Here is a 17971-nt window from a genome sequence, read left to right on the forward strand (position 1 = left end):
GCTATCAGGCGAAGATAAAATCACTAGCATCCACGTTGCTGGCCGTGAAACCTGCCAAAGTAATAGTGTTGCCTGCCCCAAACACCGAACCGGAAAGAACGGTATTTGCGCCGCTTTGGGTGACTGTTAAAGCGCTAAAGCTAGTCGCAAATGCTTTCAGATCAATCCGATCTGCACCATTGGCGAAATTGTTGATGCGATCGGCTCCAAAGTCTGATGTAAAGATAAGGGTATCGCTGCCATCCCCTCCGTTGAGGATATCGTTGCCTGCACCACCCGTTAACAGATCGTTGCCATCCCCTCCGGTCAGCGTGTCAGCTCCTGCACCGCCGATTAGGGTATCCATTCCGAAGCCGCCGTTGAGACTGTCATCGCCTTCTCCACCCTCTAGGCTGTCGTTGCCACCTGCGCCCTGAAGGAGATCGGCACCGCCATTGCCGAGAAGGCTGTCGTTGCCCAATCCACCGTTCAGGGTATTGTTGTTACCGTTGCCGATGATGCTGTTTGCGGAGTCATTGCCCGTACCCACTGATGCGCCACCCGTCAGAATTAAGTTTTCTAGGGTTGCTCCCAAGGTGTAATCAAAGCTCGACTCTACCGTATCTGTGCCTTCGTCAGCATTTTCGGTAATGACATCCCCAGCCCCATCAATTCCATAGGTGTCGTTGCCCAATCCGCCAATGAGCGTATCGTTCCCCAATCCGCCGTTGAGCGTGTCATCCCCCGCCTCACCACTGAGGCTATCGTTGCCGCCATCGCCGCTGAGGCTATTGTTGCTGCCGTTGCCAATGAGGGTGTTGGCGAGTTGGTTGCCTGTGCCTGCGATCGCCGTACCCGTTAGCGTCAGCCGTTCCACATTGTTGCTCAGGATGTAGTCAACACTCGACTGCACAGTGTCCGTCCCCTGGTTGGCGGCTTCAATAATGGCATCATCGCTGCTGTTGACGGTGTAGCTATCGTTGCCCGCGCCGCCTGCTAGAGTATCGTTTGCGGCTCCGCCATTCAGCGCATCATTGCCTGCCCCACCATTGAGGTAATCGCTGCCGCCGCCGCCGCTAAGGTTGTCGCTGCCAGATCCCCCATCTAGATAGTCATCTCCCCCCAGCCCGCTGAAGCTGTCATTGCCATCCAAACCGAAGATGTTATCTTTGGCTTCAGTTCCGGTGAGGGTATCAGCGCCAGAGGTTCCCAACGTTAAGCCAATTGCATCTACGGCGATCGCTCCGGTCAAATCTGCGCCAATGAACGTCGCATTCGTAAAGTCAGCTTTAGATAGGTTGGCGTTTCTCAGGTTGGCATTGGTGAAATTTGCGCCAACAGCCAGTCCATTAAAGAAGATGCCTTCTGCATTGGCTTGAGTGAAGTTTGCTCCACTCAAATCAGTGTCGTCAAATTTTGCTCCTGTCAGGCGTGTGGCTGTCACAGTTCCATTCGCGGCCACATGGGCACTAAAATCTGCTCCCGTCAAAGTCGCATCATCTGCCAGAAAACCGCTGAGATTTGCTCCCCGAAACTTGACATTGCCCACCTGACCTGGCTCTAGCGGAGCATCGCTCAAAACGACATTGCTGAAGTTAGCCAGGTCGAAAATCGCGTTTTGCAAAGTAATATCAACGAATTTCGCTAGTCTAAAATCAGCTCCTGTAGCATCCATGTTCACCAGCAGGGCAGCTTCTAGATCAGCCTCTTCAAACTTGGCATCTCTGAGTATAGCTCCTGAAAAGTCAGCCGCTTTTAGCTTTGCTTTATAGAAATCAGCGCCCGTAAAGTTAGCGCCTGAGAGGTTTGGACGCTCAGACTGTTCGCCACTGAGGTTAGTTTCCCGCAGAATAGCGTTAGTCAGATTGGTATTGGATAGGTTAATAAATTTTGTATTAACCAGCGATAGATTTGCACCTGTTAGGTTCGCACCTCTGAAGTTGACATTTTCTAAAGTTGCTTTGTAAAAATTGGCAGGCCCAAAGTTGGAATTGGCGGCAAAGATTGCATTTGTTGCGGTGATATTGAGTAGCGACGCTTCTTCAAAGTTAGTGCCTCTGAGCTGCGCCCCGTTAAAACGAACGCCTTCCAATTTTGCCTTAAAAAACGTCGAACCGTTCAGGTTTTGACCACCAAAGTCATTGCCGATTAAGTATTGCTCGCTGTAGTTATATGCCACCATTAGATCTCTTTAACTCCTTAGATATTGGGCTGAAATAGTTGTGAAAGCTTTTTTGTTGAGTAAGGCTAGAAGCTGCGCTTCAGGCGTTACTCAGCTCCATTTGTTTCCATGCAAAATTAAGCGATCGCGATCGCCCAAAAACTATGGCTTTACCAATGCCTTTGCATGGCAAAACAGGGGTGCGGTCATGAAAACCGCATCGCTACTGAGGATGAGAGCACAGCAACTTTTTACAAGATGCAATCTCGCACTTTCCTGGAAAAGTTTAGTAAATTTCTGGAAGAGGCTCTAACTCTTCAAAATATAGTCTGGGAAGTGAATTGAAACCAAAAATGGGATTAGTTTAGATACTCGATCGCCTTCAGTTTGATTGGATGTACACCTCTGAAAGTCAAAGATTTGAGAAAATCTTAGGTAAGAAGTTTTCCGCAGAAATATCTTCGGAAGGCCATCTTTATAAATTCTCAAGAAACTCAGCAGTTCACCAGGCTTACATAAAATAAGCTCAGTAAACTGTTATAGGGTTGCTCAGTCAGGAAATAAACTTTTATGTGAGAATACCGCTTGCGATCTTCCTACCTAAAACCTATCTCTGCGATCGGCAACGACGCTGTTTTTGCTCCTGTTCAAGATTTAAGACTGACAGACTATATCTGTCAAGCAATATAAGAGTTTTCTCATGATAAGGTTGACCATACCTTGAGGCTACTCCCAAGCATTCTCTAGGAAAAGATTAGGAAACTATAGGGATGAAAACGTCTCACCAAAAAAACAGATCGAAAAATAGCTCTGATGATTTTTAGGATCAAACCTATTTTTTGGGGAATAAAATGATACCAATTTGAATTGGAACTACGACAGATCCCGGTACGGGCTTGGCAATGCCAAGCCCCTTCTGACTTCAATGTGCCCACAAATTCGTTTAAATCGGTAGGAGAACGGCTGGGATACCTTTTGCTGATACAATTTTCTGGACTTAACTCAGATGTAGTAAGCTCAAAAAAGAACTATTGCTGAACCTCAAAAACTCCTGAAAAGCTGGATGTCTCTCAAACTATCGTCAGCATTATTCAGCAAAACCAGTTCTAGCGTTTGGTTTTGCGATGTTCAATCCATGACTTACCAAGGAAGCCTTGTTGGTCAAGTAGAACCACCATAAATCAGCAGTTAACTTTTTGGAGAGGGCGATACCAGATCAACCTTCTGTCCAACAAGGCTCAAAAAAACCTTCCCAAAGTGCTGAATTTCTAGAAAGTTTGCTTGCTCTGGTGCCGTTTTGTAAACTCGAAAAGCTTTCATGATTCCTAATGTGGCAGCGCTTTCTAGTGGCCCGACAAATTGGGAGTCTTTGTTCATGAAATCAGGCTGTTTTGCCCAATGCTCCATTTGGTTCGCATTGAGAAAATAGCAGCCAGAGTGGGGGTTGAGGGCACGTTGGAAACGAATCGGAAGCCCTAGGAAAGTTCCCTGAATTTGTGATTGCTCTTGCACATTTTGAAAGGGTGCAGTGACTTGTGGAGCTAGATTGCCATCAATGTAAGTTTTACAAGTTAGAGCATGAGCAGAAACTTCATATCGGTTCGGCTGGAGCAGGCTCAAGTCCCCTGCTTGCTTAGTAAACCAGTCCAATTTGACGAAGAACCAAGGATCATGAAGAATTAAATCGTCTTCTAAAAAACAATAATAATCATACTGTCCGAGACAATTCTGCAGGACTGCCTGACATTCAAATCCCAATGCTAGGGGATCTGCTTGGGTTGGGTGATGCTTATAAAAATGGTATGGAACGGAAAGGTGATTTAGCAGGTGATGATTCTGAGTTGTGCAAATGACAATATCTAGATCACAGGATTGCGATTGATTAACGGGCAGCGTTGACCGTTGAGCAATGTCAATCATTCCCTGAGACTTGCTAAAAAGCTGATGCAAGGCACTAAGGCTTAGGGTTAATGCCTGCAAGCGCGGTCTGGGATCTTTTCGCTGAGAGCCATGTTGCCCGCCATTTGGCTTAAAGAAATGAGCAATAGTCAGTAGAACCCGCATCAGCTTTATAAACTTTTGAAGAAGTCACAGAGAATACACTATCATTTGGCAAATAAAATGCTCTGATTAAAAGCATACCTTAGGTGTACGATCGTTCGGTAAGCTTCAGCAAAACTTCCACTGAACTATTTCCTCTGCCTTTCGCTAAAGATATAGGATGAGACAGCATCTGAGAGTTACTTAATTCGAGATCCTGTTGAACAGCAAATTTTTTGTGCCTCTACCACGGAAAAATGTATTACAAGTCTCTAAGCATTACTCCAAAAGCGTTTGATCGGCATTGGAGAAACCAGCCAACTTGCGCCGCAGAAGCAGCAGTTTACCTGTCAGCTTACTTCTTCCACCTTCGCGCAGTCTTAGACAAAAAACGGCTTCCTGCAATCATTGTCGATCGCCCATCAGGCTCTATTTTGTCAATTAACTTACCTGCGTTTGAACTGCTGGCAATCGATGCTGTAGGTCTTCGTCTACTTGACTTTAGTGTTGACCAGGAGATTCACAGGTGGATCGATCAGCAGATCCAGACAGCAGAAAAGTCTCGTCAGCCAGTGCTACTCCACAATGCTGATGGATGCCGGATAACATGCAAAGTAAATGCTAAGAGCGCTCCCGGTTACTCTGGATGGGCGATCTTGGGACTTGAGGTTAATCAGGCACAGCCCTGAACTTTGTCACCTATCCGGCAAAATCGGGAAATTAGCAAAGTTCCTGAAATGCCTGGAAGCTTACAGGTGGAGTTCACCCTATTTCACTTCACCTATGGCAGCAGACCTACAGCAGCAGATGGAGCAGCCAGCTAGCCCATAGAAAATAATTTTTCACATTACTAACCGTCAAGGCTTTCAGCTAACACCTGGAAGAGTAACTCCGTTTCACCCAGATAGGTTTCACGACAGTCTATTTCTGGTGGTTGAACGGCTCTCCACTGAATGACGCGACAACATAGACTGCTGAGTTTCTGTAAATCGTTATATGAAACTACTTGTTTCGTATAATTCCTCAGAAAAATGTTGGTGAATACATCAGGTTTAACTCTAACCTTTGCCATAGCTTCCGTTGGGCTTTGGTTCTTGAGGGAAGCTCTCAACAGCAGATGCAGATTGTGCTTCTGCATTTCGCTCAGCAAACGGCTTTTGTCACTCTTCTGGGTGCTCTGATCTTGGGGCAATTGAGCTTGGGTCACTTTAGCTTGGGTTAACTGGGCAGTGAGATAATCGCTCAACTGCTGCATCTGGGGCAGAGATAAGGTCTGGATTTGAGGAATAAGCACCTCCATCGGATTGGTCGAAATGACTTCAGCTTGATCATCCAGAAAAAATAGGTGGCGCAAAAGTTCTTCTTGAGTCCACCCCTTAAGCTGAGCAATGCGCTTAAGGTTATCTTCCTTGGGAAGACGAATTTGTTTTTCCCAATCCTGAACTGAAGTATAGGAGGTTCCAAGTAGTTTGGCAAACTCTCGCTGCGTTGTGTGACCCCTTAACTCTTTAATGAGCTGAGCTAACTTCTCCTTAGCCAACTCATCGTTTCCTGATGCCACCAGAATAGTCATAATAGCAATGTTCGAATAAAAGTAGCGCTGTTAACAGTCTGCAAAAAGAATTACAATTTCAATAGCTAAGAATTGGATATGCCTACAAGAGCTGTCCCACAAACCGCTTCAAAACTGACCGATATCTAAAAGACGGTTGAAAAGTATCAGATGTTTCGCTTTTACCCTCCCTAATCTTGTTAAATTCCCGATTCAAATGTTAGTCTAAAGCCCTAAAGATTGAGGACTCGAAATGTATTTTGAGTGACGATCGCTGCCTCTAAAATATTTTTGACCACAAACTTTTTGACCACAAACAAAGCGCGCCGGAAATCGGAGCCGTGCAAGACGCTTTAGTGCCTCTCTGATACAAACATGGTATGAGAGATACTCCGAATCGCTATCTAGCTATGGGCTTAAATTATCACAATAGCCCTTAAATGGACAGGCTGTGTGCAATAGCGAGTCTAGCTTTCCAGAGCGCGATTTTCAAAGGCAACGGATTGACAGGATTTACAGGAGTGCGATCGATTCAGGTAAAGACAACGTAAAAGATGTTCGAAATGATAGTGCCTGCGAGGTTAGGAACTCTATAACCCCAGATCTCGTCTTCCTAATAAGAATCCGTCAGATCTCCCCTATATCATTATATTACTTTAGGACGGCTGGAAAAATCTACCCAGACGATTCAAGCAGAATTAATTAGGCAAGATTGAGAGCGAAAATTTTGCGCTCCGAGAAGCTAATTCATACCTCATTCACTGTGGAAAACACTGCATCGTGAAAGCAGAAATTAATCTCTTGCAGGGTTACTCGAATGGGCTACTTTGCGCTCGTCACCTAATCTCAGCCTTTTCCCAATCGCAGCTCAGATTTTAGCGATCGCCATCTCACTGCATCAAGCTGTGAGGTAAGATTAATTCTTTGAAACATCTGTATCCCTTCACTTAAGCAATAAGCCTATATTAATAAGACTATGTGAGATTAAGATGAAGTTTCGATGAAAGATTTCTTATGTTGAAAATTTCTTATGTTGATAAAGATGCTTAGCGTATGTAGGCTCCGCCCTCAACAGTCTGTGAAGCCACGAATCGTTGCATCGATAAAGTCAGGATGAGCTGGAGCTACGCCTATACCTTGCATTAGCGCAGTAGCATATTCACTTTGGTCAAAAGCTCCTTGAATCGGAAGGGCTTCATGATGTAGTCATTGGCTCCTCGCTTAAAGCTCTCTACCTTATTGTCTTCCCCTTCACGAGCCGTGACAATCACGATTGGTAGGGTTGTACCACCATGGCGTAGTTCATCTAGCACCATCCAACCGTCTTTTCCAGGCAGACCTAAGTCTAGTAAAATTAGGTCGAAACGATCGCGCTGGATGCCGGGAAAGACATCATTGCCGTTACTCACCGTTGCAGTTTCAAAACCGTATCTCTGTAAACCTTTCTCTAAAAACTCTGCAATGCGAGGTTCATCTTCAACGATGAGAATGCGATACATGCTTTCCTTGACTCACTGATTCACCAGAGTCTGTTGCGTGACAGCTACCTTAACCCAGTAAGGTGCTATTGAGCCTTTTGCTCAAAGATATTGGCATTACCGACACTTGGGATGGTTTTTGGTGGGAGTGGGGCGCTCTGCCCCCCACTCCCACCAAAAACCATCCCGCTAAGCAGCACTAAAATCTCTTCATTATTGCGAGCGAACTCGCTAATTAACATCACAGCATAGGATAAAGTGAACATAGATTCAAGATGAAAATCTTCTTATATTTTTAAGCGGTAGCCTATGCCGCGCACCGTCTCAATCAGCCCTTCACCCAACTTTTTTCGCAGGTACCCCACATACACATCAACGATGTTAGAGCCTGGATCGTAGTCGTACCCCCAGACATGATTGAGCAACTGCTCCCGACTCATCACCTGATCGGGATGACGGAAAAAAGTTTCGGCTAGGATGAATTCGCGCGACGAGAGTTCAACAACATGATCATCCACTTGTGCCCGACGTGTCCGCAGATTTAGGGTCACCTCCCGGCACTTCAGCAGCGCTTCAGTATCTACAGCCGCACCGACCGTCCGCAGCCTTGCCCGCACCCGCGCCAGCAGTTCCTCAAATCGAAAGGGCTTTGTGACATAATCATCTGCACCGCTTTCAAGCCCAGCAACTTTATCAGTCACCTCATCTCTGGCAGTCAAAATAATCACAGGCGTTGTTGCTCCCTGCCCGCGCAGCTCCTCCAGCACCATGAATCCATCTTTACCGGGCAAGCCCAAATCAAGAATAACCAGATCAAAATCGTTGCCCAAGATCATTTGTGCTGCATCTCGACCGTCTCGCAAAACAGTTGTGGTAAAACCGTTTGCCTGCAAGCCTTTCTCCAAAAACGCGCTAATCCGAGACTCGTCCTCAACTATCAGGATACGACCCATAGCATTGCCTTATTTCATTTCTACGGGTGGAGCAACTCTGGGCACAGCGTCAATTACTGGCAGTACGGCTTGGCGCATGGGTATTGGCGGCTCCTGCGGAATAATAAGCGTAAAGGTTGAGCCTGCGCCCAGTTGACTGACCAGCTCAATCTTGCCGTGGTGGGCTGTGATGATCGCCTTCACAATCGCCAGCCCCAACCCCACCCCTTCCGAGCGGCGATAGCTGTTGGCTGCCCGCGCAAAGCGATCGAAAATTCGCTTTTGGTCATCTAGGGAAATGCCATCTCCGGTATCCCGCACCCAGAAGCGAACCGTACTGCCATCGGACACCGCACCCACCTCAATTAAGTCATTGGGTCGCGTGTGCTGTATGGCATTTTGCGCTAGGTTGAGCAAGGCTCCCGTCAATCGCTGGCGATCGCCCTTAAAGGTATTACTACAGCGGTTGACCAAATGCCATTTGCGCTCGGCAAGGCTAGAGGCTTTGGAGGACAATTCATCCACAAATGCAGCCGCATCGATCGATTCCATCTGGAGAAAATCAGCTCTTTCTGCCTTTGCCAACAGAATCAGATCGTTAACAAATCGATTCATTCGATCGAGTTCGTCCATCGCGAGATCGATAGTTACCTGTTGCTCTGGAGTGATATCATTCATCAACTCTAGATGTCCCTGAATAATGGTAATTGGAGTTCGCAGCTCATGTCCAGCGTCATTAATAAAGTCGCGCTGGGAATCAAAAGCTTTTTGAATCCGCTCCATCATCTGGTTGAATACATTGGTCAACTCCGTCATCTCACTATCACCACGCATCGGTTCAATCCGCTGGTTTAAATCAGATTCGCTGACGATCGAGCGGGCAATACCAGCTAATCTACGAATAGGGGTAAACATTCGTCCAGTCAGCAGCCATGTTCCCGCAAAGGACAACAGCACCACGCCTGTCGCCAGCCCTGCAAACAAGTAGACTCCAACTAGCGCCTCGTTCTGTTCGCCCGCTGTCAGATGGGCTGTCACAAAAACGCCTTCAATTCGTCCATCAACCATTAGCGGCTGGATCAGGTAGAGAACTTTGCCGATGTTCGTGTTTTTAATCTCTCTTTCTCCAGAGGTGGGCTGCGTCACTCCTGACCAAAAAGCAACCAGATCCGAGTCAGGCAGGAGCGGTTCCACCAGCGCTGCGGGATTTGACTGATAAAACCGTCCTTCAACCACTGCGATGTAAAAATTGTCGTCTTCTGGCAACTTGTCAGCCAAGAACCTGCTAATGAATCGCTTCAAGTCATCCACAGACTGCTCTGGAGCATCTTCCCAGGCTAGATAATCTTGCTGAAAATCCGCCATTTCATCTGCTAGATCTTGACGAACGCGACTGTCAACGTTGCTAAACAACAGCCAGCGAAAAATTGGCGTAGCGCCGATCGCCAGCAGCAGCATCAAAAATAAGTAGAGTAATAGGATACGAGTTCGCGTCTGCCGCCAAAGCGCGCGCCAGCGAGATCCAGAAGCCAGTAGTCCCGCTGCTTGTGGTTGATCTAGATCAGAGAACTGGTTCACAGGATTTCTCTTACATAACGATGCCATTCATGGTGCATTGTATCGCATCGGTAAATAGAAAAATAAGGTAGATGGCTGTATGGCTATATTTCAAGCCCGATTTTCATGAGATTTTCTCATGAAATTTATCTCATCTATCGTTCATGCTTACTTCATTGAGCCACCTTAATGTATGAAACAAGGACAGGTGAAAAGCCTATTGCAGCAGGTTGATTGACACTGTTCTTGTCGTTCTTGACCCGGTAGTCCTTACCTAAGTACCACTACCCTTGACCCCCTGGCAATAATTGGAGGAACTCTATGAGAGTCTGCGTAATTGGAACGGGATACGTTGGCTTAGTGACTGGGGTTTGCTTAGCTCATAGCGGACATGATGTTATTTGTGTCGATAACAACGAGGCGAAGGTTCGCTTGATGCAGTCCGGAGAATCGCCGATTTATGAGCCAGGACTATCGGCATTAATGCAAACTGCTATGCAGGCCGATCGCCTCACTTTTACGACGGATTTAGCCGCAGGCGTGGCTCATGGAGAGGTGCTGTTCATTGCAGTTGGCACACCGCCTCTGCCCAGCGGCGAGAGCGACACCCGCTATGTAGAGGCCGTGGCGCGCGGCATCGGGCAATTCTGGAGCGGGGGCTACAAAGTTGTGGTCAATAAATCGACCGTGCCGATCGGCTCTGGAGATTGGGTGCGTCACCTGATTCTTGAAGAGATGGCTCAGCGGCAGATGGGGGCAGTGGAATTTGATGTGGTGAGCAATCCTGAGTTTTTGCGAGAAGGCTCGGCTATCCATGATACTTTCAATCCTGACCGGATCGTACTGGGCAGCAGCAGCCCGCAGGCGATCGCCCAGATGGAAGATCTTTACGCCCCAATTGTCGCCCGTCAGTTTGCTGAAAACCCCTGTCTTCCGCCCGTTCCAGTTGTTGTTACCGATCTGACTTCGGCGGAGATGATTAAGTATGCCGCCAATGCGTTTTTAGCCACAAAAATCAGCTTCATTAACGAAGTGGCAAATATCTGCGATCGCGTTGGGGCAGATGTGACGCAGGTGGCTCAGGGCATCGGGCTAGATTCTCGCATCGGCAGCAAGTTTCTGCAAGCAGGCATCGGCTGGGGCGGCTCCTGCTTTCCCAAGGATGTTGCGGCGCTGGTACATACCGCTCAAGACTATGGCTATGAGGCCACCCTGCTGCAAGCCGCAGTCCAGACAAACGCCCAGCAAAAGCTGCTGCCCTTGGAAAAACTTCAGCAGGTGTTGAAGATCCTCAATGGAAAAACGATCGGGCTATTGGGTCTTACCTTCAAGCCTGATACGGATGATCTACGCGATGCCCCGGCGATCGACCTGATTGAAGAACTCAATCGGCTAGGCGCGAAAGTCAAAGCCTACGATCCAATGTATACCGAGGTCAACACTGGATTTCATACGCTGCCCGATCAGGTGACCCTGACGGCAACACCCGAAGATCTGGCAACTGACTGTGATGCCCTAGTCCTTTTGACCGAGTGGAAGCAGTTTCAGCAGCTCGATTACGCAAAGCTGGCCGATCGCATGGAGCAAGCGGTCATGATTGATGGACGAAATTTCTTAGATCCGAAATCCCTCAGCAAGGCTGGATTCTATTACATTGGCATCGGTCGCCCCATGTTTAGTAGCCCATTGACCGTGAAGCAGTCTCCCAGCCGTTCTACCTCCCACATCAAGGTCGTGCAAGTCGCTTAGCTGTTCTCTTTTGATGGCTCACAGTATTCACTCACGATTCTATTCAACCGCATCGGAGCCTTCCCCATGAGATTAATGGTTTATTCTCACGATGCATTTGGGCTGGGTAACATTCGTCGAATGTTGGCAATCTGTCAATATCTTCTGAAAGTATTTCCTAAGGTTTCTATCTTGGTCGTCTCAGGTTCACCTGTGCTACACAGCTTACGGCTGCCAGCTGGATTAGATTATATCAAGCTGCCCTGTATGGGACGCGATGAAGCAGGTGATATGTCAGCTAAGTATCTTGGCAGCAAGATGGAAGATACGGTAAAGCTGCGATCGGATTTGATTTTGACAGCGACGATGAACTTCCAGCCCGATGCATTTTTGGTAGACAAAAAGCCTGATGGCTTACAGGGTGAGCTTAAGAGCACCATAAAATTTCTCAAAGCTCATCTTCCTCAGACGAAGCTAGTCCTCCTGCTGCGGGATATTCTCGATCGTGCTGAAGTGACGATCGCTCAATGGCAGAGGCATGACTACTACCGCACTCTGGAAACGCTATATGACCAAGCCTGGGTCGTGGGAACGCCTGAAGTCTTTGATCTGTGCCGTGAGTATCAATTTTCAGAGGCGCTCGTTCGTAAAACCCACTTTTGTGGCTATATCCTGCGGGAGCGGGGGCTAAAGTCGCGATCGCAACTTCGCCAGACGTTGGGCATCAAACCTGACGAGTCGTTGGTGTTGGTGACTCCGGGCGGCGGCGGCGACGGATACCGATTGGTAGACACCTACCTGAGAGGATTGGCAACTTTTCCTCAGCGGCAGCTCAAGAGCGTAATTATTTCAGGGCCAGAAATGTCTGTAGCCCAGCGAACTGAGATTCTTCAGCGATCGGCGGGCAATCCTGACATTTGGGTTGAAGAATTTACCGATGATTTGATGAGCTACATGGATGCAGCGGATGTGGTGGTGGCGATGGGGGGCTACAACACCATTGGCGAAATTCTGACGCTGCGAAAAAAGGCGATCGTAATTCCCCGGACGCAGCCTGTGCTGGAACAGTGGATTAGAGCGCAGCGCATGGCGCAGTTGGGTGCCTTCAAAACCATTTGCCCCGATCGCCTCACGCCAGAGTTGCTCATGGAGTCTGTGTTTGATGAGCTGTGCTGCAACCACTCCACGCCGTTACAGCCTGGTTTAGAGATGAATGCGCTGCCGCGAATTGCTCAGCTTCTGACTGGACTCCTCTATGGTTCTTCTCCAGTCTCAGCTTATTCACCTTTAGATTCTCCTAAATTTACGCTAGAGGTATCTGTTAAATGAAACGCTTGATGTTTTATTGCCAGCATATCCTGGGAATTGGACATATGATCCGAAGCCTGGAGATTTTGCGGGGCTTGACTTCTGACTTTCAAATCTGTTTGATCAATGGAGGTGAAGTGATAGAGGGATTGCAGATTCCCTCTGAGATTGATGTGATTAACCTGCCGCCGATCAAGACGGATGCCGAGTTTCAATCCCTTCTCATTCCTGGTGGTTTTACCAGTTTAGAGGCGGTGTTTGAGGTGCGAAAACAACGGCTGTTGGAGGTCTTCGATCGCCATCAACCTGATGTTCTCATGGTAGAGCTGTTCCCCTTTGGTAGACGCAAGTTCTCACCAGAGCTAATTCCGCTGCTGGAAACCGCTAAGATAGCTGGAACTCAGATTGTGTGCAGCCTGCGCGATATTGTGGTGACAAAACAGGATCGCGATCGCCATGAGGAAAAGATTTGTACCCTGATGAATCGCTACTTTGATCTGCTGTTGATTCATGGCGATTCGCAGTTCATGCCGCTGGAAGTCAGCTTTTCCCGCGTAGCCGATCTCACCTGCCCGGTTCACTACACGGGCTACGTGGTGCAGCAAGACCTTGAGAATCTTCCAGCTTTTCATGTGCCCCATCCGCTGATTCTCACCACTGTCGGCGGTGGACGGTTTGGACATGAGCTACTCAATTGTGTTGCCCAAGCCAGTGCGCTCTTGGAAGATCAGATTCCCCATCATATCCAAATGTTCACAGGCCCTTTTTCCCCGGATGATGTGCTCAAGCCGCTCCAGGCGATCGCCGCCCAGCGCCGAAACCTAACGGTAGAGCGGTACACGCCCAGGTTGCTGCACTATATGCGGCAAGCTGATCTTTCCATTAGCATGGCAGGCTACAACACCACCATGAATGTGCTGACGACTGGCGTGCGGGCAATGCTGTTACCATTTACTGGAAATGATGATCAAGAGCAGCGCATCCGTTCTGAGCGGTTGCAGGAACTCGGTGTTGTCAGCGTTATTCAACCCGAAGAACTTCAGCCGGAACGCCTTGCCCAAAAGATTGTGGCTTGTCTTCAGCAGCCGCCTGCGCCCACCAGCTTCAACGTAAGTGGCGTTGAGACAACGGCATATTGGGTAAAGGCGATCGCTCAGCATCAGCAAATTGCTGTTTAGGTTTGCCCAACCGCGTAAGACAGCATCTCCCATCGACTGAACATCCTATGAAAAAAATTCTTTTTTATTGCCAGTACCTAGCAGGTATGGGGCATCTAGTGAGAAGCACTGAGATTATTCGGAGCCTAGTGAAAGAGTTTCAGGTGTGCTTTGTGAGCGGCGGCATACCGATCGCCGACTTTGAAATGCCTGCCGACCTGGAAATTGTTCACTTGCCGTCCATCATTGAGGAAGCGGGTGAACTAAAGTCAGTGGATTCGTCCCTGCCGATCGAAACCGTGAAGGCGATACGCTGCCAAATGCTGTTAGCTGCTTTTGAGCAGTTTCAGCCAGATTGCATCATCACCGAATGTTTTCCGTTCAGCAAACACAAGCTTAAGTATGAACTGCTGCCGCTGCTGGAGCGGGCTAAAGCTGCACCCCATTCGGTGAAAGTGGTTTGCAGCCTCAGAGATTTGATCATGACGCAATCACGCTCTCCTCAATTTTGGGCGAAGCGATATGACAAAGTGTGTGAATGGATTAATCATTACTATGATCTCGTTTTGGTTCACGGCGATTCGCAATTGCTGCGATTAGATGAACAGTTTCCTCAGATTGATCGGCTCACCTGCGAAGTTCACTACACGGGTTACGTAGCGCAGTCACCGCCCCAACAGTCCCCTTTGCCAGAGGATCACGCTGCCCTGCATCAGAAGGTTCCCACGATCGTTGTTAGCGCGGGCGGTGGGCGGTTTGGTTACGATTTGCTCAATGCCGTGGTGCAGGCAAGCGTCATTTTAGAGCAGCAGATTCCCCACCATATTTATGCCTTTACCGGGCCATTCATGCCAGAGGAGCAAGCCTCCAGACTGGAGGCTGCGGCACAGGACAGACCCAACGTGACCCTGCGTCAGTACACGCCCCACTTACTTGATTACATGGCACAAGCCGATCTCTCTATCAGCTTGGGCGGATACAACACCACGATGAATATTCTCCGTACCGGAGTGCGATCGCTGATCTTTCCGGGCGCTGCTGAAGAACAGACTGGAGAGCAAACGATCAGAGCCGAAAAACTGGCCGAAAAAGGCGTGCTGAGCGTGCTGTCGATCGATGATCTTGACGGCACCCGTTTGGCTCAAAGGGTGCAGATCGCTCTGCAACAGCCGCCTGTTCCTCACTCGTTCAATTTACAGGGGGCAGACCGCTCTGCAGTTCGGCTCAAAGCTCTACTGTATGGTCAATTGGCGGTAGCTCAATCTTACAGCAATTTTTAATTGCGTAAACCACAGTTATTTTTTAGAAGCCGCGCGGAGCGCGGCTTCTAAAAAATAACCTGCACCTAACCAAGCGCAAAGCGCTGTAAAAGAGAACAGGAGAAACTCATGACGACTCAGCCTAAAGTGGTGTTGATTGTCGGACCGCGCGAACGATTTAGCTGTACGCAAACCTCGCTCGAAAGTATCTATGCCGATACCGACTATCCCTTTGATTTAATCTATGTTGATGTCTGTACGCCAAAGCCGATTCGTCAGTATTTGGAACAGCAGGCGGAACAGCGACAATTTCAGCTTTTGCACACAGACTACTATGTCTCTCCCACTCAGGCGAAGAACGTAGGCTTGAAATATGTGCTAAATCATGCCAAGACTGAGTACAAATATGTCGTCTTCATTGAGAACGATGTGATTGTGAAGCGAGGCTGGCTCACGAAGCTAGTAGAGTGCGCTGAAGCAACAGGTGCGGCAGTTGTTGGTCCACTAACCTGTATCGGCAATCCGGTTCATCAGGTGATTCATAATGCGGGTGGTAAGTCCTACATTACGACCGAAGTCAAAGAGCAACAGACGCGACGCTACATCCACCAAAGCGCTGCCCTAACGGGTAAGGCTGTTTCGGAGGTGAGCGATCGCCTGCATCGCAAGCGAACAGACTATGTAGAATTCCACTGTATGCTGGTGCGAACGGAAACGTTCGACAAAACGGGACTGCTGGATGAAGGAATGTTGGCAACCCGCGAACATATTGATTTCTGTTTCATGGTGACGCAGGCAGGTGGCAAAATTTACAGTGAAAGAGAAGCCGTAGTGACCACTGATACCATCGGTATAGACAGCAATAAAACGGGCTTGACAGAATGGTTTGGAGCCGCACAACTCCCTGATTTTGAATGGTCTGATTTGCCCTACTTCATGCTGCGCTGGAATGACGCTTGGGATCTTGCTAGCCTGCATCACATCCGCGACAAATGGAAGCTGACTGAAGACGACTATTTTAAGAAGCGTTATCAGAAAATCGGCGCAAGGCGACATGAGCTGCTGATCAAGCCTTTGGTGCAGCGCTTTACCTTTGGCAAAGGCAGCATTTTTCTAGAAAATTTGCTGATTGCTTTGGAACGACAGGTCAACCGCTACGTCTATTACCGCTATCAGAAACAGCGATCGCAGATGCTGAACCAGAAGGCTTCTCTTGTCGCAAAATTAGAGATCACTCATGGGGTCTAACCCACGGTACTGCTTAATCCGGCTATGAAATTTATTTTGGGAGGCGGGCGGAGTGCGCCTCCCAAAATAAATTTCATAGCTACAATCAGCAATGCCTAATCCACATACAAATTCACTATCCAGAAACACTCACTGCCCAGAAACCCTATGAAACTAAAAGTTTGCATCACCACGTTAGAATTTCCACCCGATGTCGGAGGCGTTGGCGAATCGGTTCATCGCATCGCCCAAATGTTGATTGCCTTGGGCTACGAAGTTCACGTAGCCGTATTTCGAGCGATCTTTCGCACCGAGCGCGAAAAGGCGATCGTCGGTGAATATCGTCGGGCAGGTCATCAGACGAGCAGCCAAAATGGCATTACGGTGCATCGGCTCTATCCGGCAATTCGCTCGACGATCGCCAAGGAGCAGGATTACCTCAGTGATTTATACGATCAGTTGAGCATTCTGCATCGACGCTATGGGTTTGACCTATTTCACGCCTTTTTTATCAATGAGATGGGATTTCTCACGACGCTGTTGGCCGGAGAGAATGGCATTCCCGCGATCAACAGCATTCGGGGAGCCGATTTACACAAGCATATTTTCAGTCCGCAGCAGCATGGACAGATTATCTGGACGCTGGAAAATTCTGCCTGGACAACGTTCGTCAGCCGCGACTTGATGAAACGAGCCAGAACGCTAGTTCCCAGCATTACGCCGCGCTCCTCCGCCTTCTGGAATTCGATCGCTCCTATCCAGTTTGATCATCTGCCTACTCCAGCCGGGATCGATCGCCTCCAAGGCACCGTCATTGGCTCTGTTGGCAGTTTCCGCGACAAAAAAGGCATAGAATACCTGCTGGATGCCTGCCAAGAGCTGCGGGATCTAGACTTGACGCTGCTATTTGTGGGAGATTTTGTCGGCAAGGAGGCCGATTACTGGCAGCAGGAGCTACAGCAGAGCGGCATGGGCGATCGCCTGGTCGTGACGGGTAAGATCAGTCGGGCGGAAGCGCTGGCTTACCTGCCTCACATAGATATTTTCACCATTCCCTCCATTCATGATGGTTGTCCCAATGCTTTACTAGAAGCGATGTTAGCCGCTAAGGCGATCGTGGGAACCCATGTGGATGCGATCGGCGAAATTCTGGAAGATGGGGTGAATGGTCTAGTGATTAATCCATTCTCTAGCAAAGAACTAGCGATCGCACTGCGTCAAATGATCGAAAATCCTAACTTGCGTCAACAGTTTGGCTTTGCAGCCAGAGACAAGGTGATGACTCAGCTTGCACCCTCCGTAGAACAGCAGAACTGGCAGCAGGTGTATCAGCAGGTGCTAGGCGTTCCTCAACCGCTGCTACCCGTTCATGTGTAGCCATGGTCTCAGTCCAGAGTTCATTTGAGGTGGGCTACTTTACATCTTGCAGCTATCTCCTTTGCCGGGTTTCAGGGGCGCTTCGCGCCCCTGAAACCCATGTCTGTGTACGGTGCGCGCCATATACAGATGCAAGATTCGAGTTTCAGTATGATCGCAGACTAGGGTTTTGTGGGGGGGGGGGGGGCGGCCCAAAAAAAAAAAAAATTTTTTTTT

14 protein-coding genes are annotated in these 17971 nt (G+C 48.5%); 8 read left to right on the forward strand and 6 right to left on the reverse strand.

What is annotated here, in order from left to right:
• Window positions 1–4: 4 nt before the first annotated feature.
• A complete protein-coding gene (locus tag AC5JMP_RS08445) occupies window positions 5–2161 on the reverse strand; it encodes a pentapeptide repeat-containing protein (protein WP_495851003.1) in 2157 nt (718 codons plus the stop codon).
• Window positions 2162–3328: 1167 nt separating this feature from the next.
• Window positions 3329–4204, reverse strand: a complete 876-nt coding sequence (locus AC5JMP_RS08450; RefSeq protein ID WP_495851004.1) for a calcium-binding protein — start codon at window positions 4202–4204, stop codon at window positions 3329–3331.
• A gap of 233 nt (window positions 4205–4437) precedes the next feature.
• Here AC5JMP_RS08450 and AC5JMP_RS08455 point away from each other — a divergent pair, with 233 nt between their 5' ends.
• Both AC5JMP_RS08455 and AC5JMP_RS08460 read left to right on the forward strand, forming a co-directional pair.
• Complete coding sequence (locus AC5JMP_RS08455) at window positions 4438–4869, forward strand: hypothetical protein (protein WP_495851005.1); 432 nt, start codon at window positions 4438–4440, stop codon at window positions 4867–4869.
• A gap of 3 nt (window positions 4870–4872) precedes the next feature.
• The gene (locus AC5JMP_RS08460) at window positions 4873–5004 is read left to right on the forward strand and encodes a hypothetical protein (protein WP_495851006.1); all 132 of its coding nucleotides are present in this window, start codon (window positions 4873–4875) and stop codon (window positions 5002–5004) included.
• Between the two features lie 26 nt (window positions 5005–5030).
• On the opposite strand, the gene AC5JMP_RS08465 is transcribed toward AC5JMP_RS08460, so the two are convergent.
• The 4 genes from AC5JMP_RS08465 to AC5JMP_RS08480 all read right to left on the reverse strand — a co-directional run bounded on the left by AC5JMP_RS08465 (window position 5031) and on the right by AC5JMP_RS08480 (window position 9720).
• Window positions 5031–5753: a helix-turn-helix transcriptional regulator gene (locus tag AC5JMP_RS08465; RefSeq protein WP_495851007.1), complete on the reverse strand. Its 723-nt coding sequence runs from the start codon at window positions 5751–5753 to the stop codon at window positions 5031–5033.
• A gap of 1121 nt (window positions 5754–6874) precedes the next feature.
• Complete coding sequence (locus AC5JMP_RS08470) at window positions 6875–7231, reverse strand: response regulator transcription factor (protein ID WP_495851008.1); 357 nt, start codon at window positions 7229–7231, stop codon at window positions 6875–6877.
• A gap of 266 nt (window positions 7232–7497) precedes the next feature.
• Entirely contained in the window at window positions 7498–8163 is a 666-nt protein-coding gene (locus AC5JMP_RS08475; RefSeq protein WP_495851009.1) for a response regulator transcription factor, read from the reverse strand.
• A gap of 9 nt (window positions 8164–8172) precedes the next feature.
• Window positions 8173–9720, reverse strand: a complete 1548-nt coding sequence (locus AC5JMP_RS08480; protein WP_495851010.1) for a HAMP domain-containing sensor histidine kinase — start codon at window positions 9718–9720, stop codon at window positions 8173–8175.
• Window positions 9721–10020: 300 nt separating this feature from the next.
• Between AC5JMP_RS08480 and AC5JMP_RS08485 the strand changes: the two genes are divergently transcribed.
• The 6 genes from AC5JMP_RS08485 (at window position 10021) to AC5JMP_RS08510 (ending at window position 17755) form a co-directional block, all read left to right on the forward strand.
• The gene (locus AC5JMP_RS08485) at window positions 10021–11448 is read left to right on the forward strand and encodes a UDP-glucose dehydrogenase family protein (RefSeq protein WP_495851011.1); all 1428 of its coding nucleotides are present in this window, start codon (window positions 10021–10023) and stop codon (window positions 11446–11448) included.
• A gap of 66 nt (window positions 11449–11514) precedes the next feature.
• A complete protein-coding gene (locus tag AC5JMP_RS08490; RefSeq protein ID WP_495851012.1) occupies window positions 11515–12756 on the forward strand; it encodes a glycosyltransferase family protein in 1242 nt (413 codons plus the stop codon).
• The gene (locus AC5JMP_RS08495) at window positions 12753–13913 is read left to right on the forward strand and encodes a glycosyltransferase family protein (protein WP_495851013.1); all 1161 of its coding nucleotides are present in this window, start codon (window positions 12753–12755) and stop codon (window positions 13911–13913) included. Before AC5JMP_RS08490 ends, AC5JMP_RS08495 begins: the two co-directional genes overlap by 4 nt.
• Window positions 13914–13960: 47 nt before the next feature.
• Window positions 13961–15172: a glycosyltransferase family protein gene (locus AC5JMP_RS08500; RefSeq protein WP_495851014.1), complete on the forward strand. Its 1212-nt coding sequence runs from the start codon at window positions 13961–13963 to the stop codon at window positions 15170–15172.
• Window positions 15173–15280: 108 nt separating this feature from the next.
• On the forward strand, window positions 15281–16399 hold the full coding sequence (locus AC5JMP_RS08505) for a glycosyltransferase family 2 protein (protein WP_495851015.1): 1119 nt from the start codon (window positions 15281–15283) through the stop codon (window positions 16397–16399).
• Window positions 16400–16546: 147 nt separating this feature from the next.
• On the forward strand, window positions 16547–17755 hold the full coding sequence (locus AC5JMP_RS08510) for a glycosyltransferase (RefSeq protein ID WP_495851016.1): 1209 nt from the start codon (window positions 16547–16549) through the stop codon (window positions 17753–17755).
• Window positions 17756–17971: the final 216 nt, after the last annotated feature.

It is taken from the genome of Drouetiella sp., assembly GCF_059504425.1.